The sequence below is a fragment of the Pseudomonas urmiensis genome, from assembly GCF_014268815.2.
GTDB lineage: Bacteria > Pseudomonadota > Gammaproteobacteria > Pseudomonadales > Pseudomonadaceae > Aquipseudomonas > Aquipseudomonas urmiensis.
This window is the reverse complement of sequence record NZ_JABWRE020000001.1, coordinates 4,117,193-4,140,396: the sequence shown is the minus strand read 5'-3', so window position 1 is coordinate 4,140,396 and position 23,204 is coordinate 4,117,193. Positions and strand designations below refer to the sequence as shown.

Annotated in this window: 24 protein-coding genes and 3 tRNA genes; 13 read left to right on the top strand and 14 right to left on the bottom strand. The window is 63.2% G+C overall.

Annotated features, from left to right (window positions below; all coding sequences use genetic code 11):
* Nucleotides 1–13 precede the first annotated feature (13 nt).
* Nucleotides 14–961 (top strand): 4-hydroxy-3-methylbut-2-enyl diphosphate reductase, encoded by a 948-nt coding sequence (gene ispH / locus HU737_RS18700; protein ID WP_186553671.1) that lies wholly within the window; start codon nt 14–16, stop codon nt 959–961.
* Here ispH and HU737_RS18695 read toward each other — a convergent pair whose 3' ends face one another.
* The gene (locus tag HU737_RS18695) at nt 962–1,453 is read right to left on the bottom strand and encodes a GspH/FimT family pseudopilin (protein WP_186553672.1); all 492 of its coding nucleotides are present in this window, start codon (nt 1,451–1,453) and stop codon (nt 962–964) included.
* Between the two features lie 110 nt (nt 1,454–1,563).
* Between HU737_RS18695 and pilV the strand changes: the two genes are divergently transcribed.
* From pilV to thiO, 5 genes are read left to right on the top strand one after another with little or no spacing between them, the layout of a single operon-like run.
* Nucleotides 1,564–1,920, top strand: coding sequence for a type IV pilus modification protein PilV (gene pilV, locus HU737_RS18690; RefSeq protein WP_186553673.1), 357 nt, complete (start codon nt 1,564–1,566; stop codon nt 1,918–1,920).
* Nucleotides 1,917–2,570, top strand: a complete 654-nt coding sequence (locus tag HU737_RS18685) for a PilW family protein (protein ID WP_186553674.1) — start codon at nt 1,917–1,919, stop codon at nt 2,568–2,570. Before pilV ends, HU737_RS18685 begins: the two co-directional genes overlap by 4 nt.
* The gene (locus HU737_RS18680; protein WP_186553675.1) at nt 2,567–3,049 is read left to right on the top strand and encodes a hypothetical protein; all 483 of its coding nucleotides are present in this window, start codon (nt 2,567–2,569) and stop codon (nt 3,047–3,049) included. The genes HU737_RS18685 and HU737_RS18680 overlap by 4 nt, the downstream gene beginning before the upstream one ends.
* A gap of 1 nt (nt 3,050) precedes the next feature.
* Nucleotides 3,051–3,449: a type IV pilin protein gene (locus tag HU737_RS18675; RefSeq protein ID WP_186553676.1), complete on the top strand. Its 399-nt coding sequence runs from the start codon at nt 3,051–3,053 to the stop codon at nt 3,447–3,449.
* 39 nt (nt 3,450–3,488) lie between these two features.
* Entirely contained in the window at nt 3,489–4,586 is a 1,098-nt protein-coding gene (gene thiO, locus HU737_RS18670) for a glycine oxidase ThiO (protein WP_186553677.1), read from the top strand.
* A gap of 112 nt (nt 4,587–4,698) precedes the next feature.
* On the opposite strand, the gene HU737_RS18665 is transcribed toward thiO, so the two are convergent.
* The 10 genes from HU737_RS18665 to HU737_RS18620 all read right to left on the bottom strand — a co-directional run bounded on the left by HU737_RS18665 (nt 4,699) and on the right by HU737_RS18620 (nt 14,763).
* On the bottom strand, nt 4,699–6,108 hold the full coding sequence (locus HU737_RS18665; protein ID WP_186553678.1) for an amidase: 1,410 nt from the start codon (nt 6,106–6,108) through the stop codon (nt 4,699–4,701).
* 1 nt (nt 6,109) lies between these two features.
* On the bottom strand, nt 6,110–7,387 hold the full coding sequence (locus tag HU737_RS18660; RefSeq protein ID WP_225915622.1) for a Zn-dependent hydrolase: 1,278 nt from the start codon (nt 7,385–7,387) through the stop codon (nt 6,110–6,112).
* 171 nt (nt 7,388–7,558) lie between these two features.
* The gene (locus tag HU737_RS18655) at nt 7,559–8,254 is read right to left on the bottom strand and encodes an ABC transporter ATP-binding protein (RefSeq protein ID WP_186553679.1); all 696 of its coding nucleotides are present in this window, start codon (nt 8,252–8,254) and stop codon (nt 7,559–7,561) included.
* Nucleotides 8,254–9,006, bottom strand: a complete 753-nt coding sequence (locus HU737_RS18650; RefSeq protein WP_186553680.1) for an ABC transporter ATP-binding protein — start codon at nt 9,004–9,006, stop codon at nt 8,254–8,256. Before HU737_RS18650 ends, HU737_RS18655 begins: the two co-directional genes overlap by 1 nt.
* Nucleotides 9,006–10,013 carry a branched-chain amino acid ABC transporter permease gene (locus HU737_RS18645; RefSeq protein ID WP_186553681.1) on the bottom strand — a complete coding sequence of 336 codons (1,008 nt, stop codon included), beginning with the start codon at nt 10,011–10,013 and terminating at the stop codon, nt 9,006–9,008. The genes HU737_RS18650 and HU737_RS18645 overlap by 1 nt, the downstream gene beginning before the upstream one ends.
* 2 nt (nt 10,014–10,015) lie before the next feature.
* A complete protein-coding gene (locus HU737_RS18640) occupies nt 10,016–10,876 on the bottom strand; it encodes a branched-chain amino acid ABC transporter permease (RefSeq protein WP_186553682.1) in 861 nt (286 codons plus the stop codon).
* Nucleotides 10,877–10,941: 65 nt separating this feature from the next.
* Nucleotides 10,942–12,144: an ABC transporter substrate-binding protein gene (locus HU737_RS18635; protein WP_186553683.1), complete on the bottom strand. Its 1,203-nt coding sequence runs from the start codon at nt 12,142–12,144 to the stop codon at nt 10,942–10,944.
* Between the two features lie 90 nt (nt 12,145–12,234).
* Nucleotides 12,235–12,999, bottom strand: a complete 765-nt coding sequence (locus HU737_RS18630) for a FadR/GntR family transcriptional regulator (protein ID WP_186553684.1) — start codon at nt 12,997–12,999, stop codon at nt 12,235–12,237.
* A 233-nt stretch (nt 13,000–13,232) separates the two neighbouring features.
* On the bottom strand, nt 13,233–13,463 hold the full coding sequence (locus HU737_RS18625; RefSeq protein ID WP_186553685.1) for a PP0621 family protein: 231 nt from the start codon (nt 13,461–13,463) through the stop codon (nt 13,233–13,235).
* A gap of 280 nt (nt 13,464–13,743) precedes the next feature.
* A complete protein-coding gene (locus HU737_RS18620) occupies nt 13,744–14,763 on the bottom strand; it encodes an outer membrane protein assembly factor BamD (RefSeq protein ID WP_186553686.1) in 1,020 nt (339 codons plus the stop codon).
* A 148-nt stretch (nt 14,764–14,911) separates the two neighbouring features.
* Between HU737_RS18620 and rluD the strand changes: the two genes are divergently transcribed.
* The 7 genes from rluD to HU737_RS18585 all read left to right on the top strand — a co-directional run bounded on the left by rluD (nt 14,912) and on the right by HU737_RS18585 (nt 20,722).
* The gene (gene rluD, locus HU737_RS18615) at nt 14,912–15,874 is read left to right on the top strand and encodes a 23S rRNA pseudouridine(1911/1915/1917) synthase RluD (protein WP_186553687.1); all 963 of its coding nucleotides are present in this window, start codon (nt 14,912–14,914) and stop codon (nt 15,872–15,874) included.
* The gene (pgeF, locus tag HU737_RS18610; protein WP_186553688.1) at nt 15,871–16,614 is read left to right on the top strand and encodes a peptidoglycan editing factor PgeF; all 744 of its coding nucleotides are present in this window, start codon (nt 15,871–15,873) and stop codon (nt 16,612–16,614) included. The genes rluD and pgeF overlap by 4 nt, the downstream gene beginning before the upstream one ends.
* A gap of 180 nt (nt 16,615–16,794) precedes the next feature.
* Nucleotides 16,795–19,359: an ATP-dependent chaperone ClpB gene (gene clpB, locus HU737_RS18605; protein WP_186553689.1), complete on the top strand. Its 2,565-nt coding sequence runs from the start codon at nt 16,795–16,797 to the stop codon at nt 19,357–19,359.
* Nucleotides 19,360–19,847: 488 nt separating this feature from the next.
* Nucleotides 19,848–19,923: transfer RNA gene (locus HU737_RS18600), tRNA-Asn, on the top strand.
* 4 nt (nt 19,924–19,927) lie between these two features.
* Nucleotides 19,928–20,004 (top strand) — tRNA-Pro (locus HU737_RS18595).
* Nucleotides 20,005–20,010: 6 nt separating this feature from the next.
* Nucleotides 20,011–20,086 (top strand) — tRNA-Lys (locus tag HU737_RS18590).
* Nucleotides 20,087–20,185: 99 nt separating this feature from the next.
* The gene (locus HU737_RS18585) at nt 20,186–20,722 is read left to right on the top strand and encodes a dihydrofolate reductase family protein (protein WP_186553690.1); all 537 of its coding nucleotides are present in this window, start codon (nt 20,186–20,188) and stop codon (nt 20,720–20,722) included.
* Nucleotides 20,723–20,857: 135 nt separating this feature from the next.
* Here HU737_RS18585 and HU737_RS18580 read toward each other — a convergent pair whose 3' ends face one another.
* The 3 genes from HU737_RS18580 to HU737_RS18570 form a co-directional block, all read right to left on the bottom strand.
* Nucleotides 20,858–22,153, bottom strand: a complete 1,296-nt coding sequence (locus HU737_RS18580; protein WP_186553691.1) for an NAD(P)/FAD-dependent oxidoreductase — start codon at nt 22,151–22,153, stop codon at nt 20,858–20,860.
* Between the two features lie 81 nt (nt 22,154–22,234).
* Nucleotides 22,235–22,408 (bottom strand): DUF3094 family protein, encoded by a 174-nt coding sequence (locus HU737_RS18575; protein ID WP_186553692.1) that lies wholly within the window; start codon nt 22,406–22,408, stop codon nt 22,235–22,237.
* Nucleotides 22,409–22,541: 133 nt separating this feature from the next.
* Entirely contained in the window at nt 22,542–23,171 is a 630-nt protein-coding gene (locus HU737_RS18570) for a DUF1780 domain-containing protein (RefSeq protein ID WP_119138311.1), read from the bottom strand.
* Nucleotides 23,172–23,204 lie beyond the last annotated feature (33 nt).

The following is a 23,204-nucleotide window of genomic DNA, read 5'->3' as shown; positions in this document are numbered from 1 at the left end:
CCAGGAGCTGAGCATGCAAATCAAACTCGCCAACCCTCGCGGCTTTTGCGCGGGGGTCGACCGGGCGATCGAGATCGTCAACCGCGCCCTGGAAGTCTTCGGCCCGCCGATCTATGTGCGTCACGAAGTGGTGCACAACAAGTTCGTGGTCGAAGACCTGCGCAACCGCGGCGCGATCTTCGTCGAGGAGCTCGACCAGGTGCCGGACGATGTCATCGTCATCTTCAGCGCCCATGGCGTTTCCCAGGCCGTGCGCCAGGAAGCGGCCGGGCGCGGCCTGAAGGTGTTCGACGCGACCTGTCCGCTGGTGACCAAGGTGCATATCGAAGTGGCCAAGTACAGCCGCGACGGTCGTGAATGCATCCTCATCGGCCACGCCGGGCACCCGGAAGTCGAAGGCACCATGGGCCAGTACGACGCCAGCAACGGCGGCTCGATCTACCTCGTCGAAGACGAGAAGGACGTGGCCAGCCTGCAAGTGCGCGACCCTGACCACCTGGCCTTCGTCACCCAGACCACGCTGTCGATGGACGACACCAGTCGCGTCATCGATGCCCTGCGCGCACGCTTCCCGAATATCGGCGGCCCGCGCAAGGACGACATCTGCTACGCCACCCAGAACCGCCAGGACGCGGTCAAGCAACTGGCGGACGAGTGCGATGTGGTGTTGGTCGTCGGTAGCCCGAACAGCTCCAACTCCAACCGCCTGCGTGAGCTGGCCGAGCGCATGGGCACCCCGGCCTACCTGATCGACGGTGCCGAAGACCTGCAGCAAGGCTGGTTCGACGGTATCGGCCGCATCGGCATCACCGCTGGCGCGTCGGCACCCGAGGTGCTGGTGCGCGGGGTGATCGACCAGCTCAAGGCGTGGGGCGCCACGGGCGCCGAAGAGCTCGATGGACGTGAGGAGAACATCACCTTCTCCATGCCCAAGGAGCTGCGGGTGCGTTCGCTGATCTGATCAGTCGCCTGCGCACAGAGGCCTTGCGGCCGTGTCTGTGCGCAGGCTCACCCTGCCGCTAGGCGCCAGCACCACCTGGCGCCGCTCGGCATCGCCGGGCTGGCCGCAGACCTCCAGCGTCCCCCCCAAGAAACCGCCATTGCCCCGCAATGGAATGCCCTGCGCACTGAACCGCACCTCATTACCCAAGCTGCCGACGATCTTCAGGTGTGTGCCAAGACGTTGCTCGCGCAGCAATTCACCGCTGTGCACGCGCAGCACCCGCCAACCCATCCCCCAGTCACCCTGCAAGGGTTGCACTGCCACCGCTTGTTGCAGCAGCAAGGCTTGGCCGCGCGCACTGCGCAGTGCCTGCGCCAGTTCGCGGGCGGCGGTTGCCCGTTGCAGGTCTTTGCTGATTGCGTTGTAGGCCGGCGCCGCAAGCTGGGTCAGAACCCCGGCCAGGGCCAGCGCAAACATCATTTGTATCAGTGTTACGCCCTGTTGCTTCACGCTGCATTCCTCCCTGGAACTGCTTCGCTTTAGCTTTGCGGACGACGGCCAACGGGTCTAGTCGGCCGGATCGCTGGCAGCTAGCGGGAAATTTCCCAAGGAGCACACCAATGCGTATGAGGCAGCGTGGAATGACCTTGCTTGAGGTCATGATTGCGGTAGTGGTGCTGGCGTTGGGCTTGATTGCCAGCGCTGGGTTGCAACTGCGTGCACTGCAGGCCACCGATAGCGCCCGCCGCGACACCCAAGCGGTATACCTGGCGCAAGGCATGCTGGAAAACGCCAGGGCTGCAGGTCGGCTGGAGGCTAGCGCGCTGTCGCAGTGGCAGGCCCAGGTCAAAGCGTCCTTGGGCGCACAGGCCCAGGGCAGGGTCGTGCACACCGGCGACATGCTGGTGGTGGATATCCACTGGCCGGGCGCAGGCACGGCCGAGCGCCAGGGCATCAACTTGCAAGGCCAGCTATGAGCGCCCGTCAGCACGGTTTCAGCCTGCTCGAAGGGCTGCTGGCATTGGCCCTGGGCCTTATCCTTTTGGCCGCAGCAAGCCAGGTATTCGTCGCGAGTGTGCAGAGCTGGCGGATGCAAAACGCTGTAGCGCAATTGCAGGACGATGCCCGCTTGGCCTTGCAGCGCATGGCGCAGGATATTCGCATGGCGGGCATGTTCGGCTGCCTGCGCCTGCAACCGAGTCATTTCGAAAACCCTGCACTCGCCACGGCCTTCGCTAGACCTGTGCAGGTCATCCAAGGCGGACAGGGCCTGAGCCTGATAGTCGCGCAACTACCTGGCAGCGGCAGCCGCCCCGCCTGGACCGTGCTGACCGACTGCCGAAGCTGGGCGCAGGTGAGAAATGGCCCACAGCCAGGCAGCGAGCAGACCCTGGCATTTGCCATCAGTCGACATACCTATCTGCTGCGCGATTCGCGCCTGACCCTGATGCGTAACGGCGCTTCGCAGCCGTTGATCGACAATGTCCGAGACCTGCGTGCAACGCTGGTGGCGAGCGACGAAGGCGAGCGTGTCGATGTGCAATTGACCCTGTTCGACCCGCAGTTTTCCATCGAGCAACGCCATGGCATCAGTGTGGCACTCAGAAACCGGCTGCCCGAGTCATGAAGCGCCAGCGCGGCATGGTGCTGCTGATCAGCCTGGTGCTCAGTTTACTGCTTGGCTTGCTCGCGACCTCGGCGTTAAGCGATGGCTTGCTGCAGACACGCCTGGCCAGTCAGTTGCTGGCCAACGCGCGCGCCCTGGAACAAGCCGAAGCAGCCCTACTGGAGGGCGCGGCGCGGCTGGTGGTTGCTTCGCCGCCAGCCTGCCAGCCGTGCATGCCCCCAGCGGATGCGTTCGACGTACAAGGCAGCCAGGGCGGCTGGCAAGCTGGCAACAGCGGCTTTTTCTTTTTGCAGAATCTGGGCGAGAGCACCCGCGCCGCGCACCTGCCGGCAGACTTGCCGGTGACCTTGTATCGGGTCACTGCGGTAAGCCAGCAGACCCACGCGCGGCAGGTGCTGGAAGCGGTGTACGCCATGGAAGCCGGTCAACCCACTGCGCTGCACAGAATCCTCTGGCGGCAGAGATTGAGGGAGCCATGACATGCAGCAAGGCCTGAGCCTGATCGAGTTGTTGATTGTCGTGGCCGTCACCGGCATTCTGGCAGCCATTGCCTACCCCAGTTACAGCGACCAGCTGCGCCGCGCCGCGCGCAGCGAAGTGGTCGGCTTGCTGCACGACGCCGCCTTGCGCCTGGAGCGCCACCATGCGCAGAGCGGACAGTACGTCGACAGCGACCATCAGCTAGTTTCCTTGCCCGCCGGCAGCCGCTATTACAGCCTGCACGCGCAACGTGACGACGAGCGCTTTCGGCTGCTGGCCAGGCGTTTGCCGGGTAGCTTGATGGAGCATGACCGCTGTGGCGATTTTCAGCTCGACCAGGCGGGTGTGCGCAGCAACCTCAACAGCCAGGGCGATGAGCGCGACTGCTGGGGCGGTTGAACGTGGATATCTCGGTTTTTTCAGGTGTTGGATCGACAGATGAGCAAGCAAGTAGTGATTGTCGGCGGTGGGGTGATCGGCCTGCTGACTGCGTTCAACCTGGCGGCAAAGGTCGACCAGGTGGTGGTATGTGATCAAGGCGAAGTGGGTCGCGAATCGTCCTGGGCCGGTGGCGGCATCGTCTCGCCGCTCTATCCCTGGCGTTATAGCCCCGCCGTGACAGCCCTGGCGCACTGGTCGCAGGATTTTTATCCACAGCTGGGCGAGCGCCTGTTCGCCAGCACAGGTGTCGATCCCGAAGTGCACACCACCGGCCTGTACTGGCTCGACCTCGATGACCAAGCTGATGCGTTGGCTTGGGCCGAGCGCGAGCAGCGTCCGCTGAGCGCTGTGGATATCTCGGCCGCGTACGACGCCGTGCCCGTGCTGGGTGCCGGTTTCAAGCGGGCGATTTTCATGGAGGGCGTGGCCAATGTGCGTAATCCGCGCTTGGTCAAATCGCTCAAGGCCGCGCTGCTGGCGCTGCCGAACGTGAGCTTGCGCGAGCATTGCCAGATCACGGGTTTCTCTCAGCACGCTGGACGCATCACTGGCGTGCAGACCGCCGAAGGTGTGCTCAGTGCTGATGAGGTGGTGCTCAGCGCTGGCGCTTGGAGTGGCGATCTGCTGCGCACGCTGGGCCTGGAGTTGCCGGTCGAGCCGGTCAAAGGGCAGATGATCTTGTTCAAGTGCGCGGAAGATTTCTTGCCGAGCATGGTCCTGGCCAAAGGGCGTTATGCGATCCCTCGGCGCGATGGGCATATTCTGGTGGGCAGTACCCTGGAGCATGCGGGCTATGACAAGACGCCGACCGAGGATGCGCTTGAAAGCTTGAAAGCCTCGGCGGTGGAGCTGTTACCGGAGTTGGCCGATGCTACTGTGGTGGGGCATTGGGCGGGGTTGCGGCCAGGCTCGCCCGAGGGCATTCCGTATATCGGGCCGGTGCCGGGGCATCAGGGGTTGTGGTTGAACTGCGGGCATTACCGCAATGGGTTGGTGCTGGCGCCGGCGTCGTGCCAGCTGTTTTGCGATCTGTTGACCGGTGCCGAGCCGATCATCGATCCAGCGCCGTATGCCCCGGCTGGGCGTTTGGGCTGAAATCGCTATCGCGGGGCAAGCCCGCTCCCACGCAGGGCCACTTGACGTATGCGAGCTTGCAACTTGGCGTGGGAGCGGGCTTGCCCCGCGATAGCGATGGCGAAGGCACCGCTTAACCCTCGACTGGCGCCTGCAAATGCCGACTCGGATAATGCTGCTCATACACCTTGCACACCCGCAGCACCTGCTCATCGGCAAATCGCCCAGCCACCACCTGCAGCCCCACCGGTAGCCCCTCGCGAGTAAACCCGCAAGGCACCGACGCCGCTGGCTGTTGGGTCAAGTTGAACGGATAGCTGAACGGCGTCCATTCCATCCACTGGCCCATGCCTGACCCAGGCGGCACGTTGTGCCCGGCCTCGAACGCCACCAGCGGCATCATCGGCGACACCAGCACGTCATAGCGCTGATGGAAGGCATTCATCCGCGCCACCAGCTCAGCCCGTGCTTCCAGTGCCTCGGTGTACTGACTCAGGCTGATATCCGCACCGCGCTCGGCAATCCAGCGCAACCCTGGGTCGAGCAGGTCACGCTGCGCCGGCGACAATTGGCTGGCCAGCCGCGCCGCCCCGGCGAACCACAAGGTGTTGAAGGTATCGAGCGGATCGGCAAAGCCCGGATCGACTTCCTCCACCTGCGCGCCCAACCGCGCCAGGCGTTGCACTGCTTGCGCGGTCAGCGCCTGGATCTGCGGATCGACCTTCACGTAGCCAAAATCGGCGCTGTAGGCGATGCGCAGGCCGCTCAGATCTTGATCGTCACTTAACCACGGCACCTGCCGCGGCGCCCCGGCCAGGCCGTCGCGTGGATCGAGCCGAGCCACGCAATCGAGCATCAGCACCGCATCATCGACCGTTCGGGTCATCGGCCCCAGGTGCGACAGCAGGGTCATGGCGCTGGCCGGCCACTGCGGCACATAACCAAAGGTCGGCTTGATCCCGAAGGTGCCAGTGAAGGCACAGGGAATGCGGATCGAACCACCGGCATCGCTGCCCTGATGCAACACGCCAAGGTTGAGCGCTGCCGCCGCCGCCGCACCGCCCGACGAGCCACCTGCGGTCAGGCGCGTGTCCCAGGGGTTGCGGGTAATGCCATACAGCGGATTGTCAGTAACGCCTTTCCAGCCGAACTCCGGCGTGGTGGTCTTGCCCACCAGTACCGCCCCGGCCTCAAGCATGAAGGCAGAGAAGGGCGCGTCCACCTCCCAAGGGCCAGCCGCCGAGGTGGTCAGCGAGCCCTTGCGCGTAGGCATGCCACGGGTCAGGGTCAGGTCTTTGATCGAGGCAGGCACGCCATCCAGCCGGCCACAGGGTTCGCCGCGCTGCCAGCGTTGTTCGCTGGCGCGGGCGGCAGCGCGAGCGCCTTCGCCGTCGACATGGCAATAGGCGTTCACCGCCGGATTGTGGCGATCGATGCGCGCCAGTACATCGTCAACTACCTCGACAGGTGACAGCTGGCGCTGGCGGAACAGCTCAAGCAGTTCGACGGCGGTGAGTTCGCCGATAGCGGTCTTGCCAGTCATCTCAATGGGCTCCCTGATTGGCGGCCTGGAACATGGCGCGCAGTAGCACGTCGCAGCCGTCGGCCAGATCCTGGGGCGCGGCGTTCTCGATCTCGTTATGGCTGATACCACCTTCGCACGGCACGAAGATCATCCCGGCAGGGCCCAGCTCGGCGACGAAGATCGCATCGTGGCCAGCGCCGCTGACGATATCCATATGACTCAGGCCCAGCTCGCGGGCGCCCTGGCGCACGGCATCGACGCACTGCTTGGCGAAGTACAGCGGGGGGAAGTCGGCAGTCGGCGTGAGTTCGACGCTCAGGCCATGCTTGGCCGCGCTCGCCTCGATCACTTCGCGCACCTCGGCGACCATCGCGTCGAGGTGGCCGGGGTCGAGGTGGCGCAGGTCGATGGTCATCTGCACCTGCCCAGGAATAACGTTGCGCGAGCCAGGGTGCACGTTCAGGCAACCGACCGTGCCACAGGCGTGCGGCTGGTGAGCGTGGGCGATGCGGTTGACCGCCGCGACCACTTCAGCGGCGCCGACCAAGGCGTCTTTACGCAGGCGCATTGGGGTAGGGCCGGCGTGGGCTTCGACGCCGGTCAGCACCAGGTCGAACCACTTCTGCCCCAGGCAGCCCTGCACCACGCCGATCGTGGTACGCAGGTCTTCGAGCACCGGCCCCTGCTCGATATGCGCCTCGAAATAGGCGCCCACCGCATGCCCGGTCGGCACGCGTGGGCCGGCATAGCCGATGCGCTGCAACTCAGCCCCCACCGACAGCCCCTGATCGTCGACCTTGTCCAAGGTCTCCTGCAGGCCGAACTTGCCGGCAAACACGCCTGAACCCATCATGCACGGCGGGAAGCGCGAGCCCTCCTCGTTGGTCCACACCACCACTTCCAGTGGCGCTTCGGTGCTCAGGCCAAGGTCATTGAGGGTGCGGATCACCTCCAGCCCGGCCATCACCCCATAGCAGCCGTCGAACTTGCCGCCGGTGGGCTGGGTGTCGATATGGCTGCCGGTCATCACCGGTGGCAAGTCAGGATTACGCCCCGGCCGACGGGCGAAGATATTGCCAATGGCGTCAACGCTCACCGTACATCCGGCATCCGTGCACCACTGCACGAACAGGTCGCGCGCCTGACGGTCGAGGTCGGTCAGGGCCAGGCGGCACACGCCACCCTTTTGCGTGGCACCCAGGCGGGCCAGGTCCATCAACGATTGCCACAGGCGTTCGCGGCTGACCAGCGCGCCTTGGCCAAGCAGGTGTTGCGAGGGATCGATGCGGGTATTCATGGTCCATCTCTCCTAATGCAAATCTCATGGATTTAGCAGGGACCCTGTAGGAGCGGGCTTGCCCGCGAAGAGGCCGGTTCAGGCCTCATCGGGGGATGGCAAGGGCTGCGCCCTTGTTCGCGGGCAAGCCCGCTCCCACAGGGTTTTGTAGTGTCTGCACAGCGTCCGGGGCTAGGCGCTCAGGGCCAGGTAGCGGTTCTTGATGCTCGGGTCGGCGCGAAACTGCTCGGCGCTGCCCTGGTAGGCCACCCGGCCTTGTTCGAGCACGTAGTGGCGGTCGGCGAGTGCGTCGCAGACCTTGAGGTTCTGCTCCACCAGCAGGATCGACAGGCCTTCGTCCTTGATCCGCCGCAGGATCTTCACCAGCTCATCGACGATCACCGGCGCCAGGCCCTCGGTCGGTTCATCGAGAATCAGCAGTTTCGGGTCGTTGAGTAGCGCACGGGCGATGGCCAGCATCTGCTGTTCACCGCCAGACAGGGCAAAGCCATTGTTGCGCCGGCGCTCCTTGAGCCGTGGGAACATCGCGTAGACATCCTCCAGCTGCCAGCGGCTGTCCTTGCGCGCGGCAATCTTCAGGTTCTCCTCGACGTTGAGCTGGCGGAAGATCCCGCGATGCTCGGGCACCAGTGCGATGCCCTGGCGAGCGATGTCGAAGATCTCGCGGCCGACCAACGCCTGGCCGTTGAACTGGATCTGCCCCTGCCGTGGCCGGACGATGCCGAGAATGCTGCGCAGGGTGGTGGTCTTGCCGGCGCCGTTGCGTCCGAGCAGGGTCACCAGTTCACCGGCCTCGACTTTAAGTGAGACCCCTTCGAGCACATGGCTCTTGTCGTAGTAGGAATGGATCGAATCGACGCTGAGCATCAGGCGGCCTCTCCAAGGTAGGCGGTGCGCACGCGATCGTCGTTGCGCACCTGGTCCGGGGTGCCCTCGACCAGGATCTGGCCGTGGCTCATGACAGTGATGCGCTGGCTGATCGACATGACGATGCTCATGTTGTGCTCGATCAGCAGCACGGTGTGGTCGCGACCCAGGTCGCTGATCAGCTCGGTCATCACCGGAATGTCATCGATGCCCATGCCCGAGGTGGGCTCATCGAGCATCAGCAAGGTCGGTTTGGCGCAGATCGACATGCCCACTTCCAGCACCCGCTGCTGGCCGTGCGACAGCTCACCCGCCAGGGTTTCGGCGCGGCCGTTGAGCTTGAGCCGCTCCAGCACCTGGTCGGCGGTGTCCCAGTGGCTGCGCTTGTGCTCGACACTGCGCCAGAAGTTCAGCGCACCGAGGCCATCGCGGCCTTGCGCGGCCAGGCGCAGGTTCTCGCGTACGCTGAGGTTCTGGAACAGGCTGGTGAGCTGGAACGAGCGCGCCATGCCCAGCGCCACCCGGCCATGGGAGGGTTTGCGGATGATGTCCTGGTCGTTGAACAGGATCTTGCCAGCCGTGGCCTGGCGCTCGCCGGTCAGGCAGTGGAACAGGCTGGTCTTGCCGGCGCCGTTGGGGCCGATGACCGTGTGGATGGTGCCCGCGCGGACCTTCAGGTCAACCCCATCGACTGCGCGGAACGGCCCATAGGCCAACTGCAGATTGCGGGTTTCCAGGAGAAATTCACTCATCACAGGGTCTCCTTGGTCTTGGCATCGAGGGTGCGCGAGGGTTGCAGGCGCTTGACCAGGTCGGCCAGGCCGCCCCACAAGCCGCCACGCATGAACACCACCACCAGGATCAGAATCGCCCCCAGCAGCATCAGCCAGCGCGGCCATAGCTCCGACAGCACATCGCCAAGCACGACGATGGCGCCGGCGCCCAGCAGCGAGCCGAACAGCGAGCCGGTGCCGCCGACGATGGTCATGATCAGGATGTTTTCGCTCATCATCAGGTCGATGTTCGACAGCGGTGCGAAGTGCAGCAGCATCGCGTACAGCGCCCCGGCGATGCCGGTGATGGCGCCAGACAACATGAACACCAGGATCTTGAAGTGGCGGATGTCATAGCCAATCGCCGCGGCGCGGGTCTCGTTCTCGCGGATCGCCAGCAAGGTGCTGCCAAACGGCGAGCGGATCACCCGCAGGGCGCCGGCGAAGATCAGCAGGAACAACACGGCGACGAAGGCATAGAAGTGCCGGGGGTTAGCCAGGTCGACCAGCACATGGCCGGCGATCTCGATATTGGGCCGTGGCACGTCGAGCAGGCCGTTGTCGCCGCCGGTCCAGCCGCTCAGGGTGTAGGCGAGGAAATACGCCATCTGGCTGAAGGCCAAGGTCAGCATGACGAAGTAGATGCCCTTGCGGCGGATCGCCAAGGCGCCGACCAGCAACGCCAACAGGGCACCGAACAGCGCCGCGCCGACCAGCGCGCCGAGCATGCCCCAGTGCAGGTGGATCATCAGCAGCGCCGCGCCATAGGCACCCGCGCCGAAGAAGATGCCCTGGCCGAACGACAGCAGCCCGGTGTAGCCCAGCAGCAGGTTACAGGCCAGCGCGGCGAGACCGAAGATCAGGATCTCGGTAGCCAGGGTCGCCGACGGCAAGATCAGCGGCAGGCCGATCAGGCTGACGATCAGCAGCAACAGCAGGGCAGGGCCGTGACCCTTGGCCACTGCCAGTGGATTCTTGTCAGTCATGTTCATGCTCTCCCGAACAGGCCGTAGGGACGAACCAGAATCACCGCCGCCATCGCGCCGTAGATCATCAGGCTGGCGCCTTGCGGCCAGAGGCTGGTCATCATGCTTTGCACCACACCCACCAGCAGCCCGCCCACCAGCGCGCCGCCGAACGAGCCCATGCCACCGATCACCACCACCACGAAGGCGATACCGAGGATCTCCGGGCCAACGAACGGCTGGGCACCGCGCAGCGGCGCGAACAGCACCCCGGCGACACCGGCCAGGCCCACGCCGAGAGCGAAGGTCAGGGAGAACAGGCGGAAGATGTTGGTGCCCAGCAGCGACACGGTTTCGGTGCTTTCACTGCCGGCCCGCACCAGGGCGCCGAAGCGGGTGCGCTCCAGCAACAGCCACAGGCCCAGGCCGATCAGCGCAGCGAAGCCGATCAGGAACAGGCGGTAGTAGGGGTAGATGAAGTCGCCGACGATCAGCACCCCGCGCAGCTCGGGTGGCACCGCGATGTGCTTGCCGACCGGGCCCCAGATCAGCACCGAGGCCTCCTGGATGATCAGCGCGATGCCGAGGGTGACGAGGATCTGGAAGGTGTGTGGCAGGTGATAGATGCGCTTGATCAGTACGCGCTCGACCGCCCAGGCCAAGGCCGCCACCGTCAATGGCGCGATCAGCAGCGCCAGCCAGAAGTTACCGGTCAGGGCCACGGCGGTGTAGCACAGGTAGGCGCCGAGCAGGAAGAACGCGCCATGGGCGAAGTTGACGAAGTTGAGCAGGCCGAAAATGATCGTCAGGCCCACGGCGATGAGGAAGTAGATCATCCCCAGCCCTAGGCCGTTGAGCAGCTGGAACAGGTACAAATCGAGCATGGAAGTGCCCTCTGCAGCGCGCCGAGCGCCTGCATCTGTGCAAAAAATGGGACCAGCGCCGCGGCTCAGGCCAGGGCGCAACCGGTGTGATCGACCTCGACGAACGAGCGGCCGGCACTGAGCACCTCGGCCAAATCGTCTTCATCGCGCATCTGCGCCTGCGGCTTGCCCCGCAGCAGGTAGTAGTCCTTGAGCACCTGGTGATCGCCGGGGCGGATCAGCTCCTCGCCGGTCGGCCCCTGGAAGCGCATGCCCTGTAGCGCCTGGGATACCGCCGCACCATCGAGGCTGCCGGCTTTGACGATGGCCTCGAGCATGACCTTGGTGCCGATGTAGTCGGCGGCCAGCGGGTAGTTGGGGTTGATGCCGTAGGCCTTGCGGGTGGCTGCGACCAGCTCGCGGTTCAGCGGGGTGTCGACCTGGTGCCAGTACTGCGCGCCGAGGTAGACGCCTTCGAGTACATCGCTGCCCAGCTCCTGGAACTGATCCAGGCCGGCCGACCACACCAGCAGCACTTTCATCCGCTCCTTGATGCCGAAATTGACCGCCTGGCGCAGGGCGTTGGATGACTGGCTGCCGAAGTTGAGCAACACCAGTACGTCGGGCTTGGAGGCGATGGCGTTGGTCAGGTAGCCGGAGAACTCCTGCTCCTGCAGCGAGTGGTAGCTGTTGCCGATGTGTTCGATGCCGTGCTCGGCGAACACCTTGCGCGCGTTGTCCAGCAGGGCATCGCCGAACACGTATTGCGGGGTGATGGTGTACCAGCGCTTGGCCTCGGGCAGCAGCTTGATCATCGGCACCAGGGTTTCGCGAATGGCGCCGTAGGTCGGCACCGACCAGCGGAAGGTCGAGCTGTTGCAGTCCTTGCCGGTGATCTCGTCGGCGCCGACCGGGGTCATGAACACGCCGCCGGCCTTGTGAATCTCCTTGGACACCGCCAGCGCCGAGGAGGACAGGGTGCAGCCCTGGAAGAAGCGCGCGCCATCCTGGCCGATGGCTTCCTGAACCTTGCGTACCGCTTTACCGGCGTTGCCCTCGGTGTCGATGACCTTGTACTTCAACGGTCGGCCGAGCAATTGCGGGTGTTCGGCAATGGCCAGGCGCGAACCCATGTCGGCGTATTTGCCATAACTGGCAAACGCCCCGGACATCGACTTCAGTCCGTAGAAGGTCAGCGGCTCTTCGGCGAATGCCCGGTGCGCTCCGAGGGGGAGGCTACCGAGGGCACCCAGGGCAAGGCCTGCCTTGAGCAGGGTACGTCTTTGCATGAGTAACTCCTTGGTTGTGGTTATTAGGCAGGAGTGGCAATGACAAAGCGGGTACGGCTGGGCCTGTGCGCAGGCCTCTGTCCAGGCGGATCAGTGGTGGTGATCGAACTCCAGCAGGAAGTTGCGGGCGACCTCGCCTTCGAGCGCGGTCATATGGTGTTCGGCGTCGCACATGTGCTCGTGCATCAGACGGCGCACGGCCTGTTCGTCGCTGGCGCGTAATGCCAGCAACAGTTGCTTGTGGTAGTCGATGTTGGCTGCGGCGAACTGCTGGCGCTTGGGCAGGTAGGCTTTTTTCAGCACCACCAGGTCGCGTAGCAGGTCGTTGAGAAACACCGCCATGAAGCTCAGCAACGGGTTGGGGCAGCGGCGTGCGAGCAGGGTGTGGAACTCAAGCTCGGCCAGGCGTTGTTCGCGCTGGCCCTCTTCGCTGTCTTCCGGGGCGCTGCAGAAATCGATGTTGGCTTGCAGGGCGGCGTAGTCGTCTTCGCTCAGCTTGCCCATCACCGACACCGCCAGCTCGACTTCGATGACCTTGCGCAACTGGTAGACCTGCTCGCCATCCAGGTGCTGGAAGTGCAGGTAGTTGCGCAGGGCGCGGCTAGCCGGTTCAGTGCCGACTTCATTGAGGTAGGCGCCGCCCGTGGGGCCGGTGCGGGTGCTGACCAGGCCTTCGACTTCGAGGGCCTTGAGTGCTTCACGGGCGGTGCCCTTGGAGCATTCGAAGTGCTCCATCAGCTCGCGCTCGGTGGGCAGGCGGTCCCCCGGGTGCAGGGCCTCGGTGACGATCGAGCGCTTCACCGATTCGACGATCATGTCGGAGAGCTTCTGGCGTTTGCGCTTGGGTTTGAGCATGGCTGCTAATTTTTCATATTTATGCGGATAAATAGGATTTAGCGAATTTTGCTCGGGTGGGTCAATGGTGGCGGTGGGGGAGGGGTCGTAAATAGTGTGGAAGGGTCGGGGAGAGATATGTGCCGAAGTCTGTGCCGTCAGAATGCACTCGCGGGGCAAGCCCGCTCCCCCGTTTGCTCACAGATCATTGATCTGGCGTGGGAGCGGGCTTGCCCCGCGAGTGGCCGGCCGGATTAGTGCTTCTGCTCAGGCCCCTGCTCCAGATGCGCCTGGCTGCAATACCACTGGCTACCCTGCTGCAAGGCCCGGTCATTGGGCAGATGCACGCCACAATGCGCACAACGCACCATCTTCAGCGGGTCATCGAGCTTCTGCTCAGGACGTGATTGCTGGCTGAGCTTGAATTTGCGCCACAGCCAGAACGCGGCGGCGATCAGGGCGATCCAGAAGAGTAGGCGAACCATGGTGTCCAGCTTGTCGAGAAATAGAGGCCACAGTCTAGGACGCGGGCATGAAAAAAGGGAGGCCTGGGACTAATGCTGTTCACTAAAGATTTTGGGGCCGCTTTGCGCCCCTTCGCGGGCAAGCCCGCTCCCACAGGTAAAGCGCTTAACTTGAGAGCGGCGCTACACCTGTGGGAGCGGGCTTGCCCGCGAAGGGGCGCAAAGCGGCCCCAAAGCAGGCGACAAGGGCCTTAAGTGAACAGCATTAGGCCTGGGCCTCCCTTTCTGCTGCTGCACTGAATCAGTCGAACAGACCAAAGGTCGCGTAGCTGAACCAGGAGCGGCCTTTCTCGGCTTCTTTCGGACCTTCCGGCAGGATCGGGTCGCCGTTCTCGTCTTTGGGCAGCAAGTCTTGCGGCATTTCCGAACGGGCATCCTTGAACTGACGGACCACGTCCTGGTTGGCGCGGGTTTCACCCGGCGGCAGCGGGGTTTCGGTCTCGATCAGGCCCAGGGTGGCCTTGGACAGCCACGAACGGCCATCAGCCTCGTCCTGCTTAGGCTCGAAGTTGCCATCGACCAGGCTTGGGTGGTTCGGGTAGTTGAGCTTGAGGGTTTCCAGGCTGGTGGCAGCCAGCTCGTCCAGGTGCAGGCGCTGGTAAGACTCGACCATCACCGCCAGGCCGTCGCCGACCGATGGGGTTTCCTGGAAGTTCTCGACCACGTAGCGGCCACGGTTGGCGGCGGCTACATATGCCTGGCGGCTCAGGTAGTAGTCGGCAACGTGGATTTCGTAGGAGGCCAGCAGGTTGCGCAGGTAGATCATGCGCTGCTTGGCGTCCGGCGCGTAGCGGCTGTTGGGGAAGCGGCTGGTGAGCTGGGCGAACTCGTTGTACGAGTCGCGGGCAGCGCCTGGGTCACGCTTGGTCATGTCCAGCGGCAGGAAGCGCGCCAGCAGGCCGCGGTCCTGGTCGAACGAGGTCAGGCCTTTCAGATAATAGGCGTAGTCGACGTTCGGGTGCTGCGGGTGCAGACGAATGAAGCGCTCGGCAGACGACTTGGCCGCCTCTGGCTCCGAGTTCTTGTAGTTGGCGTAGATCAGCTCGAGCTGGGCCTGGTCGGCGTAGCGGCCGAACGGGTAGCGCGATTCCAGGGCCTTGAGTTTGTTCACGGCGCTGGTGTAGCTCTTGTTGTCCAGGTCGGCCTGCGCCTGCTGGTACAACTCGGCTTCGCTGAGGTTCTCGTCAATCACTTCCTTGTTCGAGGAACAGGCAGCGGTGAGCCCGAGGATGGCGATCAGCAGCAGGTGTTTCACTTGCATGGCGGCTTGCGTCCTTTGACGGCCGCTGTCTTGGGCGGTGCCGTCCTGTTATGATGAGCGCCCCCGGCCTAACCCCGGGGCAAAAGAAGCCGTATTTAACCACAAGCGCGCAGTTGAAACCAAAGGCTGTGCGCCCGCCGAATCGAGCATGTCCGAGATCATTCAACTTAGCGCAGAGGTGCCGTCCGAACTGGGCGGTCAACGCCTCGACCAGGTCGCCGCCCAACTGTTCGCCGAGTACTCGCGTTCGCGCCTGTCCTCCTGGATCAAAGATGGCCGCCTGACGGTCGATGGCCAGGTCGTTCGTCCCCGCGACATCGTCCATGGTGGCTCCGTTCTGGCCCTTGAAGCCGAACAGGAAGCCCAGGGCGAGTGGATCGCCCAGGACATCGAACTGGACATCGTTTACGAAGACGAGCAGATCCTGGTAATCAACAAGCCGGCAGGCTTGGTGGTGCACCCGGCGGCTGGCCACGCCGATGGCACCCTGCTCAATGCCCTGCTGCACCACGTGCCGGATATCGTCAACGTGCCGCGTGCGGGCATTGTCCACCGCCTGGACAAAGACACCACCGGCCTGATGGTGGTGGCCAAGACCCTGCAAGCGCAGACCAAACTGGTCGAGCAGCTGCAGAGCCGTACGGTCAGCCGCATCTATGAGTGCATCGTGATTGGCGTGGTCACCTCCGGTGGCAAGATCGACGCCCCCATCGGTCGCCACGGCGGCGCGCGCCAGCGCATGGCGGTCACCGAAGGCGGCAAGCCTGCGGTCAGCCACTATCGCGTGCTTGAGCGTTTCCGTTCGCACACCCATGTGCGGGTCAAGCTGGAAACCGGCCGTACCCACCAGATTCGTGTGCACATGGCCCACGTCGGCTTCCCGCTGGTCGGTGACCAGACTTATGGTGGACGCTTCCGCATTCCACCGGCGGCCGACCAGGACATGGTCCAAGCGCTCAAGCACTTCCCGCGTCAGGCCCTGCATGCACGCTTCCTGGCCTTGAAGCACCCCACCACCGGGCAGGTGATGAAGTGGGAGTCGCCGCTGCCGGATGACTTCGTCGAGCTGCTGACCCTGCTGCAAGACGACCGCGGCAGCTTTATCGGATGAACGGTCTGACGCAGTTGTTGCGCCCCGACTGGCCGGCCCCGGCCACGGTGCACGCCTGCGTCACTACCCGTGAGGGCGGGGTGAGCCTGCCTCCTTATGAAAGCCTCAATCTTGGCGACCATGTGGGCGATGACCCGGCAGCGGTTGCCAAGAACCGTCGTCGCCTGAGCGATCAATTCGCCATCCAGCCGGCCTGGCTCAAGCAGGTACATGGATTGGTGGTGGCGGATGCCGATCCGGCGATAGTTGCCGAAGCTGATGCCAGCTGGACCGATCAAGCCGGTATCGCCTGCACCGTGATGACTGCCGATTGCCTGCCTGCGTTGTTCTGCGATCGCGCCGGCACCCGCGTGGCCGCGGCCCACGCTGGCTGGCGCGGATTGGCCGGGGGTGTGCTGGAAGCCACGCTCGATCGCCTGCAAGTGCCTGCTGAGCAGGTGCTGGTCTGGCTCGGCCCGGCGATTGGCCCGCAGGCGTTCGAGGTCGGGCTGGAAGTGCGTGATGCCTTCACTGCGGTGCATCCCGAGGCAGCGCGGGCCTTCGTGCCAGGTGAGCGTCCTGGCAAGTTGATGGCCGACATCTATGAGCTGGCGCGTATTCGCCTGGCGGCGCGTGGCGTCACTGCTGTTTATGGCGGTGGTTTCTGCACGGTCAGCGATCCGCGTTTCTTCTCTTATCGACGTACGCCGCAAGGCGGGCGTTTCGCTTCTCTGGTGTGGCTCGCCGGCGCAACCTCCTGAACGCCGCGCCTACGGCATTTGTGCATCTGTCCGGTGCCCGTGGAAACGTCCTGACTGACTCCAGTCAATCCCGCTACGCTTGAATCTTGCACAATCAACCCAATCTACTGGTTATCTCAGGCAGGTTTCTTCATCAGGTGTATCCATCGCTCCGGCCTGCCCTTATAGGAAGGTATCCCCATGCGAATAGACCGTTTAACCAGCAAGCTGCAATTAGCGTTATCTGATTCCCAATCCCTGGCCGTTGGCATGGACCATCCGGCCATCGAGCCTCTGCACCTGTTGCAGGCGCTGATCGACCAGCAAGGCGGCTCGATCAAGCCGCTGCTGATGCAGGTTGGCTTCGACGTCAACAGCCTGCGCACGGCGTTGAGCAAAGAGCTCGACCAACTGCCGAAAATCCAGAACCCCACCGGCGACGTGAACATGTCGCAGGACCTGGCGCGCCTGCTCAACCAGGCTGACCGCCTGGCCCAGCAGAAGGGCGACCAGTTCATCTCCAGCGAGCTGGTGCTGCTCGCCGCCATGGATGAAAACAGCAAGGTCGGCAAACTGCTGCTCGGCCAGGGCGTGAGCAAAAAAGCTCTGGAGAACGCCATCAACAACCTGCGCGGCGGCGCGGCGGTCAATGACGCCAACGCCGAAGAGTCGCGCCAGGCCCTGGACAAGTACACCGTCGACCTGACCAAGCGCGCCGAAGAAGGCAAGCTCGACCCGGTGATTGGCCGTGACGACGAGATCCGCCGTACCGTGCAGGTGCTGCAACGCCGCACCAAGAACAACCCAGTGCTGATCGGTGAGCCTGGCGTGGGTAAAACCGCCATCGCCGAAGGCCTGGCCCAGCGCATCATCAACGGCGAAGTGCCCGACGGCCTCAAAGGCAAACGCCTGCTGGCCCTGGATATGGGTGCGTTGATCGCTGGCGCCAAGTACCGCGGTGAGTTCGAAGAGCGCCTCAAAGGCCTGCTCAACGAGCTGTCCAAGCAGGAAGGCCAGATCATCCTGTTCATCGACGAGCTGCACACCATGGTCGGCGCCGGTAAAGGCGAGGGCGCCATGGACGCCGGCAACATGCTCAAGCCGGCCCTGGCCCGTGGCGAGCTGCACTGCGTGGGTGCTACCACGCTCAACGAGTACCGCCAGTTCATCGAGAAGGACGCAGCCCTTGAGCGGCGCTTCCAGAAGGTGCTGGTCGAAGAGCCGAGCGAGGAAGACACCATCGCCATCCTGCGCGGCCTGAAAGAGCGTTATGAAGTGCACCACAAGGTGGCCATCACCGACGGCGCGATCATCGCAGCGGCCAAGCTCAGCCACCGCTACATCACCGATCGCCAGCTGCCGGACAAGGCCATCGACCTGATCGACGAAGCGGCCAGCCGCATCCGCATGGAAATCGACTCCAAGCCGGAAGTGCTCGATCGCCTCGACCGTCGCCTGATCCAGCTCAAGGTCGAATCGCAGGCGCTGAAGAAAGAAGAAGACGAGGCCGCCAAGAAACGCCTCGAGAAGCTCACCGAAGAAATCGAGCGGCTGGAGCGTGAATACTCCGACCTCGAAGAGATCTGGGCTTCGGAGAAAGCCGAAGTACAGGGCTCGGCGCAGATCCAGCAAAAGATCGAGCAGGCCCGCCAGGAGCTGGAAGCCGCTCGCCGCAAAGGCGACCTGAGCCGCATGGCCGAACTCCAGTACGGGGTGATCCCGGACCTGGAGCGCAGCCTGCAGATGGTCGACCAGCACGGCAAGACCGAGAACCAGCTGCTGCGTAACAAGGTGACTGAAGAAGAGATCGCCGAAGTGGTCTCCAAGTGGACCGGCATCCCCGTCGCGAAAATGCTCGAAGGCGAGCGCGAGAAGCTGCTGAAGATGGAAGAGCTGCTGCACCAACGGGTGATCGGCCAGAACGAAGCGGTCACTGCCGTGGCCAACGCGGTGCGCCGTTCGCGTGCCGGGCTGTCCGACCCGAACCGGCCAAGTGGCTCGTTCCTGTTCCTTGGCCCGACCGGTGTCGGTAAGACCGAACTGTGCAAGGCCTTGGCCGAGTTCCTGTTCGACACTGAAGAGGCGATGGTGCGTATCGACATGTCCGAGTTCATGGAGAAACACTCCGTGGCTCGCCTGATCGGTGCACCACCAGGCTACGTCGGTTACGAAGAGGGCGGCTACCTGACCGAAGCCGTGCGCCGCAAGCCGTATGCCGTGGTGCTGCTGGATGAGGTCGAGAAGGCTCACCCGGATGTATTCAACGTGCTGTTGCAAGTGCTTGAAGACGGTCGCCTGACCGACAGCCACGGTCGCACGGTGGACTTCCGCAATACGGTGATCGTGATGACCTCCAACCTCGGCTCGGCGCAGATCCAGGAGCTGGTCGGTGATCGTGAGGCGCAGCGTGCGGCGGTGATGGATGCGGTGGGTAACCACTTCCGTCCGGAGTTCATCAACCGCATCGACGAAGTGGTGGTGTTCGAGCCGTTGGGCCGCGAACAGATCGCCGGCATTACCGAAATCCAGCTCGGCCGCCTGCGCAGCCGCCTGGCCGAACGCGAGTTGAGCTTGAGCCTGAGCCCAGAGGCGACCGACAAGCTGATCGCCGTCGGTTACGACCCGGTGTACGGCGCACGGCCACTGAAGCGTGCGATTCAGCGCTGGATCGAGAACCCGCTGGCGCAGTTGATCCTGGCAGGCGAGTTTTTGCCAGGTTCGGCGATTACCGCCAAGGTCGAAGGCGACGAAATCGTCTTTGCCTAAAAAAAATGCCCCGCGAAAGCGGGGCTTTTTTTTGTGTTTTGGAAAATATTTTGAGCCTTTGCCGGCCTCATCGCGGGGCAAGCCCGCTCCCACGAAGCTTCTCACAGCCATTTACGGCGCGTGTCTGTGCGCGTGTCTGGGGTGCGTGGGAGCGGGCTTGCCCCGCGATGAAGCCCGCCCAACCCCCGAAAAACCTGGGCCTCACCACCTTTCTTGATAACTTGCTGAAAATTTTGAAATTTTTGCTTGCATCAAAATTCGAGTGCCCCTAATATACGCCCCGCTGTCAGGCACTAAGCGAATCACCAGCAACATCGGTGATCGCAAAACAACTTAGAAATCAGTAAGTTGAATGAAAAAAAGTGGTTGACAAGCAAAACGAAGAATGTAGAATAGCCGGCCTCAGCAGCGACAACGCGAAAGCGGATAGCCAAAGAGATCGAAGCTAACACAGACTTCGAAGCTGTAGAGATGTACCGAAGTTCAGTTCCGCGATAGCTCAGTCGGTAGAGCAAATGACTGTTAATCATTGGGTCCCTGGTTCGAGTCCAGGTCGCGGAGCCAATCTCGGGGTGTAGCGCAGTCCGGTAGCGCGCCTGCTTTGGGAGCAGGATGTCAGGAGTTCGAATCCCCTCACCCCGACCATTTTCAGGGTCGTTAGCTCAGTTGGTAGAGCAGTTGGCTTTTAACCAATTGGTCGTAGGTTCGAATCCTACACGACCCACCATGTAAAAAGGGCATCTCGACTGAGATGCCCTTTTTCTTTTGCCTCGATTTTATCCCGCCTCTCTTGCTAGCCTTCGTATTCAACCGAAGGAGCGAGCCCATGCCATTGAAAGCCAGCGTTTTCATCGCCACCAGCCTGGATGGCTTCATTGCCCGCGAAGACGGCAGCCTCGACTGGCTGATGGGCGCTACCAGCTCCAGTGATGATCATGGCTATGGGGCGTTCATGGCCAGCGTCGACACCCTGGTGATGGGGCGTGGCACGTTCGACAAGGTGCTGACGTTTGGCGAGTGGCCTTATCCGAACAAGCGTGTGGTGGTGCTGAGCGAAACGCTCAAGGCGCTGCCTGCTGGGTTGGGGGAGGGCATCGAGCTGCATCCGGGGCCGATTCCAGCCTTGCTCGAGCATCTGACGGCTACTGGGGCGAAGAGCCTGTACCTGGATGGCGGAAAGTTGATTCAGGGCTTTTTGCGCGAGGGGCGGGTGGATGAGCTGACCATTACCCATATCCCGGTGTTGCTTGGGCGCGGCATTGCGCTGTTTGGCGAGCTGGCGCGGGATGTGCAGTTGCAGCACCTGCGTACGACCAGTTTTGAGAGCGGCTTTGTGCAGAGCACCTACCGCGTCGTTAAGTAGTTTTTGGGGCCGCACAGCGGCCCATCGCGGCGGTTCGGCGCCCCGACAAGCCCGCTCCCACAGGTACAGCGCAAATCCCTGTGGGAGCGGGCTTGCCCGCGAAGGGCCGCACAGCGGCCCCAAAATCTCAAACGATCAGTGCAACTTCAGGCGCGGCTCAGTCCCACGCCCAATTCGGCTGCCGAGCATCAGCATCAAGGTACGGAACGTCCCATACAGCGCCATCTGGTGCATCCGATACAGCGACACATAGAACATCCGCGCCAACCAGCCTTCGAGCATCACGCTACCGGTCAGGTTGCCCATCAGGTTACCCACCGCCGAGAACCGCGACAGCGACACCAGCGAGCCGTAATCCTTGTACGCATAAGTCGGCAGCGCCTTACCCTCAAGCCGCGCCTGGAAGCTCTTCACCAACATCGAGGCCTGCTGGTGCGCCGCCTGTGCACGGGGCGGCACGTTGCGATCGCTGCCCGGCTGCGGGCAGGCGGCACAATCGCCAAAGGCGAAGATATCGTCATCCAGCGTGGTCTGCAGCGTAGGGCGTACCACCAGCTGATTGATCCGATTGGTCTCCAGCCCATCGATATCCTTCAAGAAGCCCGGCGCGCGAATGCCCGCCGCCCACACCTTGAGGCTCGCCTGGATCACATCGCCACTGGCGGTTTTCAAACCATCTTCAGTCACTTCACTGACCGCAGAGTTGGTCATCACGGTGATGCCCAGTTTCTCCAGGGTCTTGTGCACCGGCACGCTGATCCGCTCAGGCAATGCCGGCAGCACCCGTGGGCCCGCCTCGATGATGGTGATGTGCATGTCCTTGGGCTGAATCTTGTCCAGGCCATACGCCGCCAGCTCGTGCGCAGCGTGATGCAGCTCTGCCGCCAGCTCGACACCGGTGGCGCCAGCGCCGACGATCGCCACGCTGATCTTCTCGCTCGCCACGTCGCCGGCATGAGCGCGCAGGTAGTGATTGAGCAGCTGCTGGTGGAAGCGCTCGGCCTGCTTGCGGGTATCCAGGAACAGGCAATGCTGCGCCGCGCCCAGGGTGCCGAAGTCGTTGGTGTTGCTACCCACGGCGATCACCAGGCTGTCGTAGCCCAGGGTGCGCGCAGGCAGCAGCTCGCGGCCGTCTTCATCGAGGGTCGCCGCCAATTGGATCTGCTTGCTCTCACGGTCCAGGCCGCTCATGCGCCCCAGCTGGAAATTGAAGTGGTTCCACTTGGCCTGGGCCACGTAGTTCAGTTCGTCTTCCGAGGAGTTCAGCGAGCCGGCGGCCACTTCGTGCAGCAGCGGCTTCCAGATGTGCGTCAGGTTGGCGTCGACCAGGGTGATCTCGGCCTTGTTGCGCTTGCCCAGGCTTTTACCCAGGCGGGTCGCCAGTTCCAGGCCGCCGGCGCCGCCGCCGACAATCACGATGCGATGAGTCATGGAAATATCTCATAAGGTTTAACGAATTCGTGCCCCCAAGAGGCGGCGCCGTCGGCGAGCGGAGGGCGAGCGCAAGGCAGCTCATAGCACCAGTCCACTCAGCAGGCGGCTCAACAGGCCCAGACCAATGGTCACCCCAACCACCAGCGCCAGGAGCAGCAAGGGCCGAAACGGCTTGCGCTCAACTTGATGCTGAGGGGCTTTGAGATACTCATCGACGCGACGCTGATCTTCAGGATTCAGGCGGCTGGTCATGGTGGGCCTCGTCAGGTAGACGCATGTGACTGCGCAAAGGCTACAGGGTTCGCGCAGGGTCTTGATAACGAATGATAATGCTTTCTATCTCTGGCGCCGAGTGTACGCCATTGCAAAGACTCTCGGCACTGGATCAAAGACTGATACCGACATCGAACACAATACTGCGCCCCAAGTTGCCGCGCAGGAAATCCGGCGCATCCGGGTGGGCGAACAGCACCCGGGCGAAGGTCGGCCCGACCAACGACAACGAACGCCAGCCCTGGCGCAAATATTCGGTGGGCGGCGGAAAGTGGCTGTTCAAATCCAGCACCTCACGCTTGAGGCTGGCAAAAGCGATGATATCCAGCTCGTTCAGCTCCAGGCCCCGTTCCCGGTAGTTGTGCGCCTTCTTGCGCAAGGTCGGCGCCAGGCGTACCAGCAGCTCCTGGGCGCTGATCCGCCGGGGCCGCGCCTCGCGGCGCACCAGCTGGCTCAGGGAAAACGCACTGCGCCGGCGCTGCAGCTCCTCGCGCCATTCGTCATTGAGCCGACGGCCTTCATCGAGCACGAAAAACACCTCGAACGCCGCATCGCGAAACAGCACATCGGGTGGTTCTTGCCCGGCCGGGGTGAAGTCTTCGTTGCGGTAGGGAATGTTCAGCCCTTGCAGCAGGCGCTGGCACACCCAACGCTCGCGTTCCCATTTGCGGGCATTGGACAGGAACGCATTGGCTTGTTCGGCCTGGATGGTAAGCAGGCGCAGGTAGTCTGAGTCATCCATGTGCACAAGCTTAGCCGCTAATCTGTGACGGTA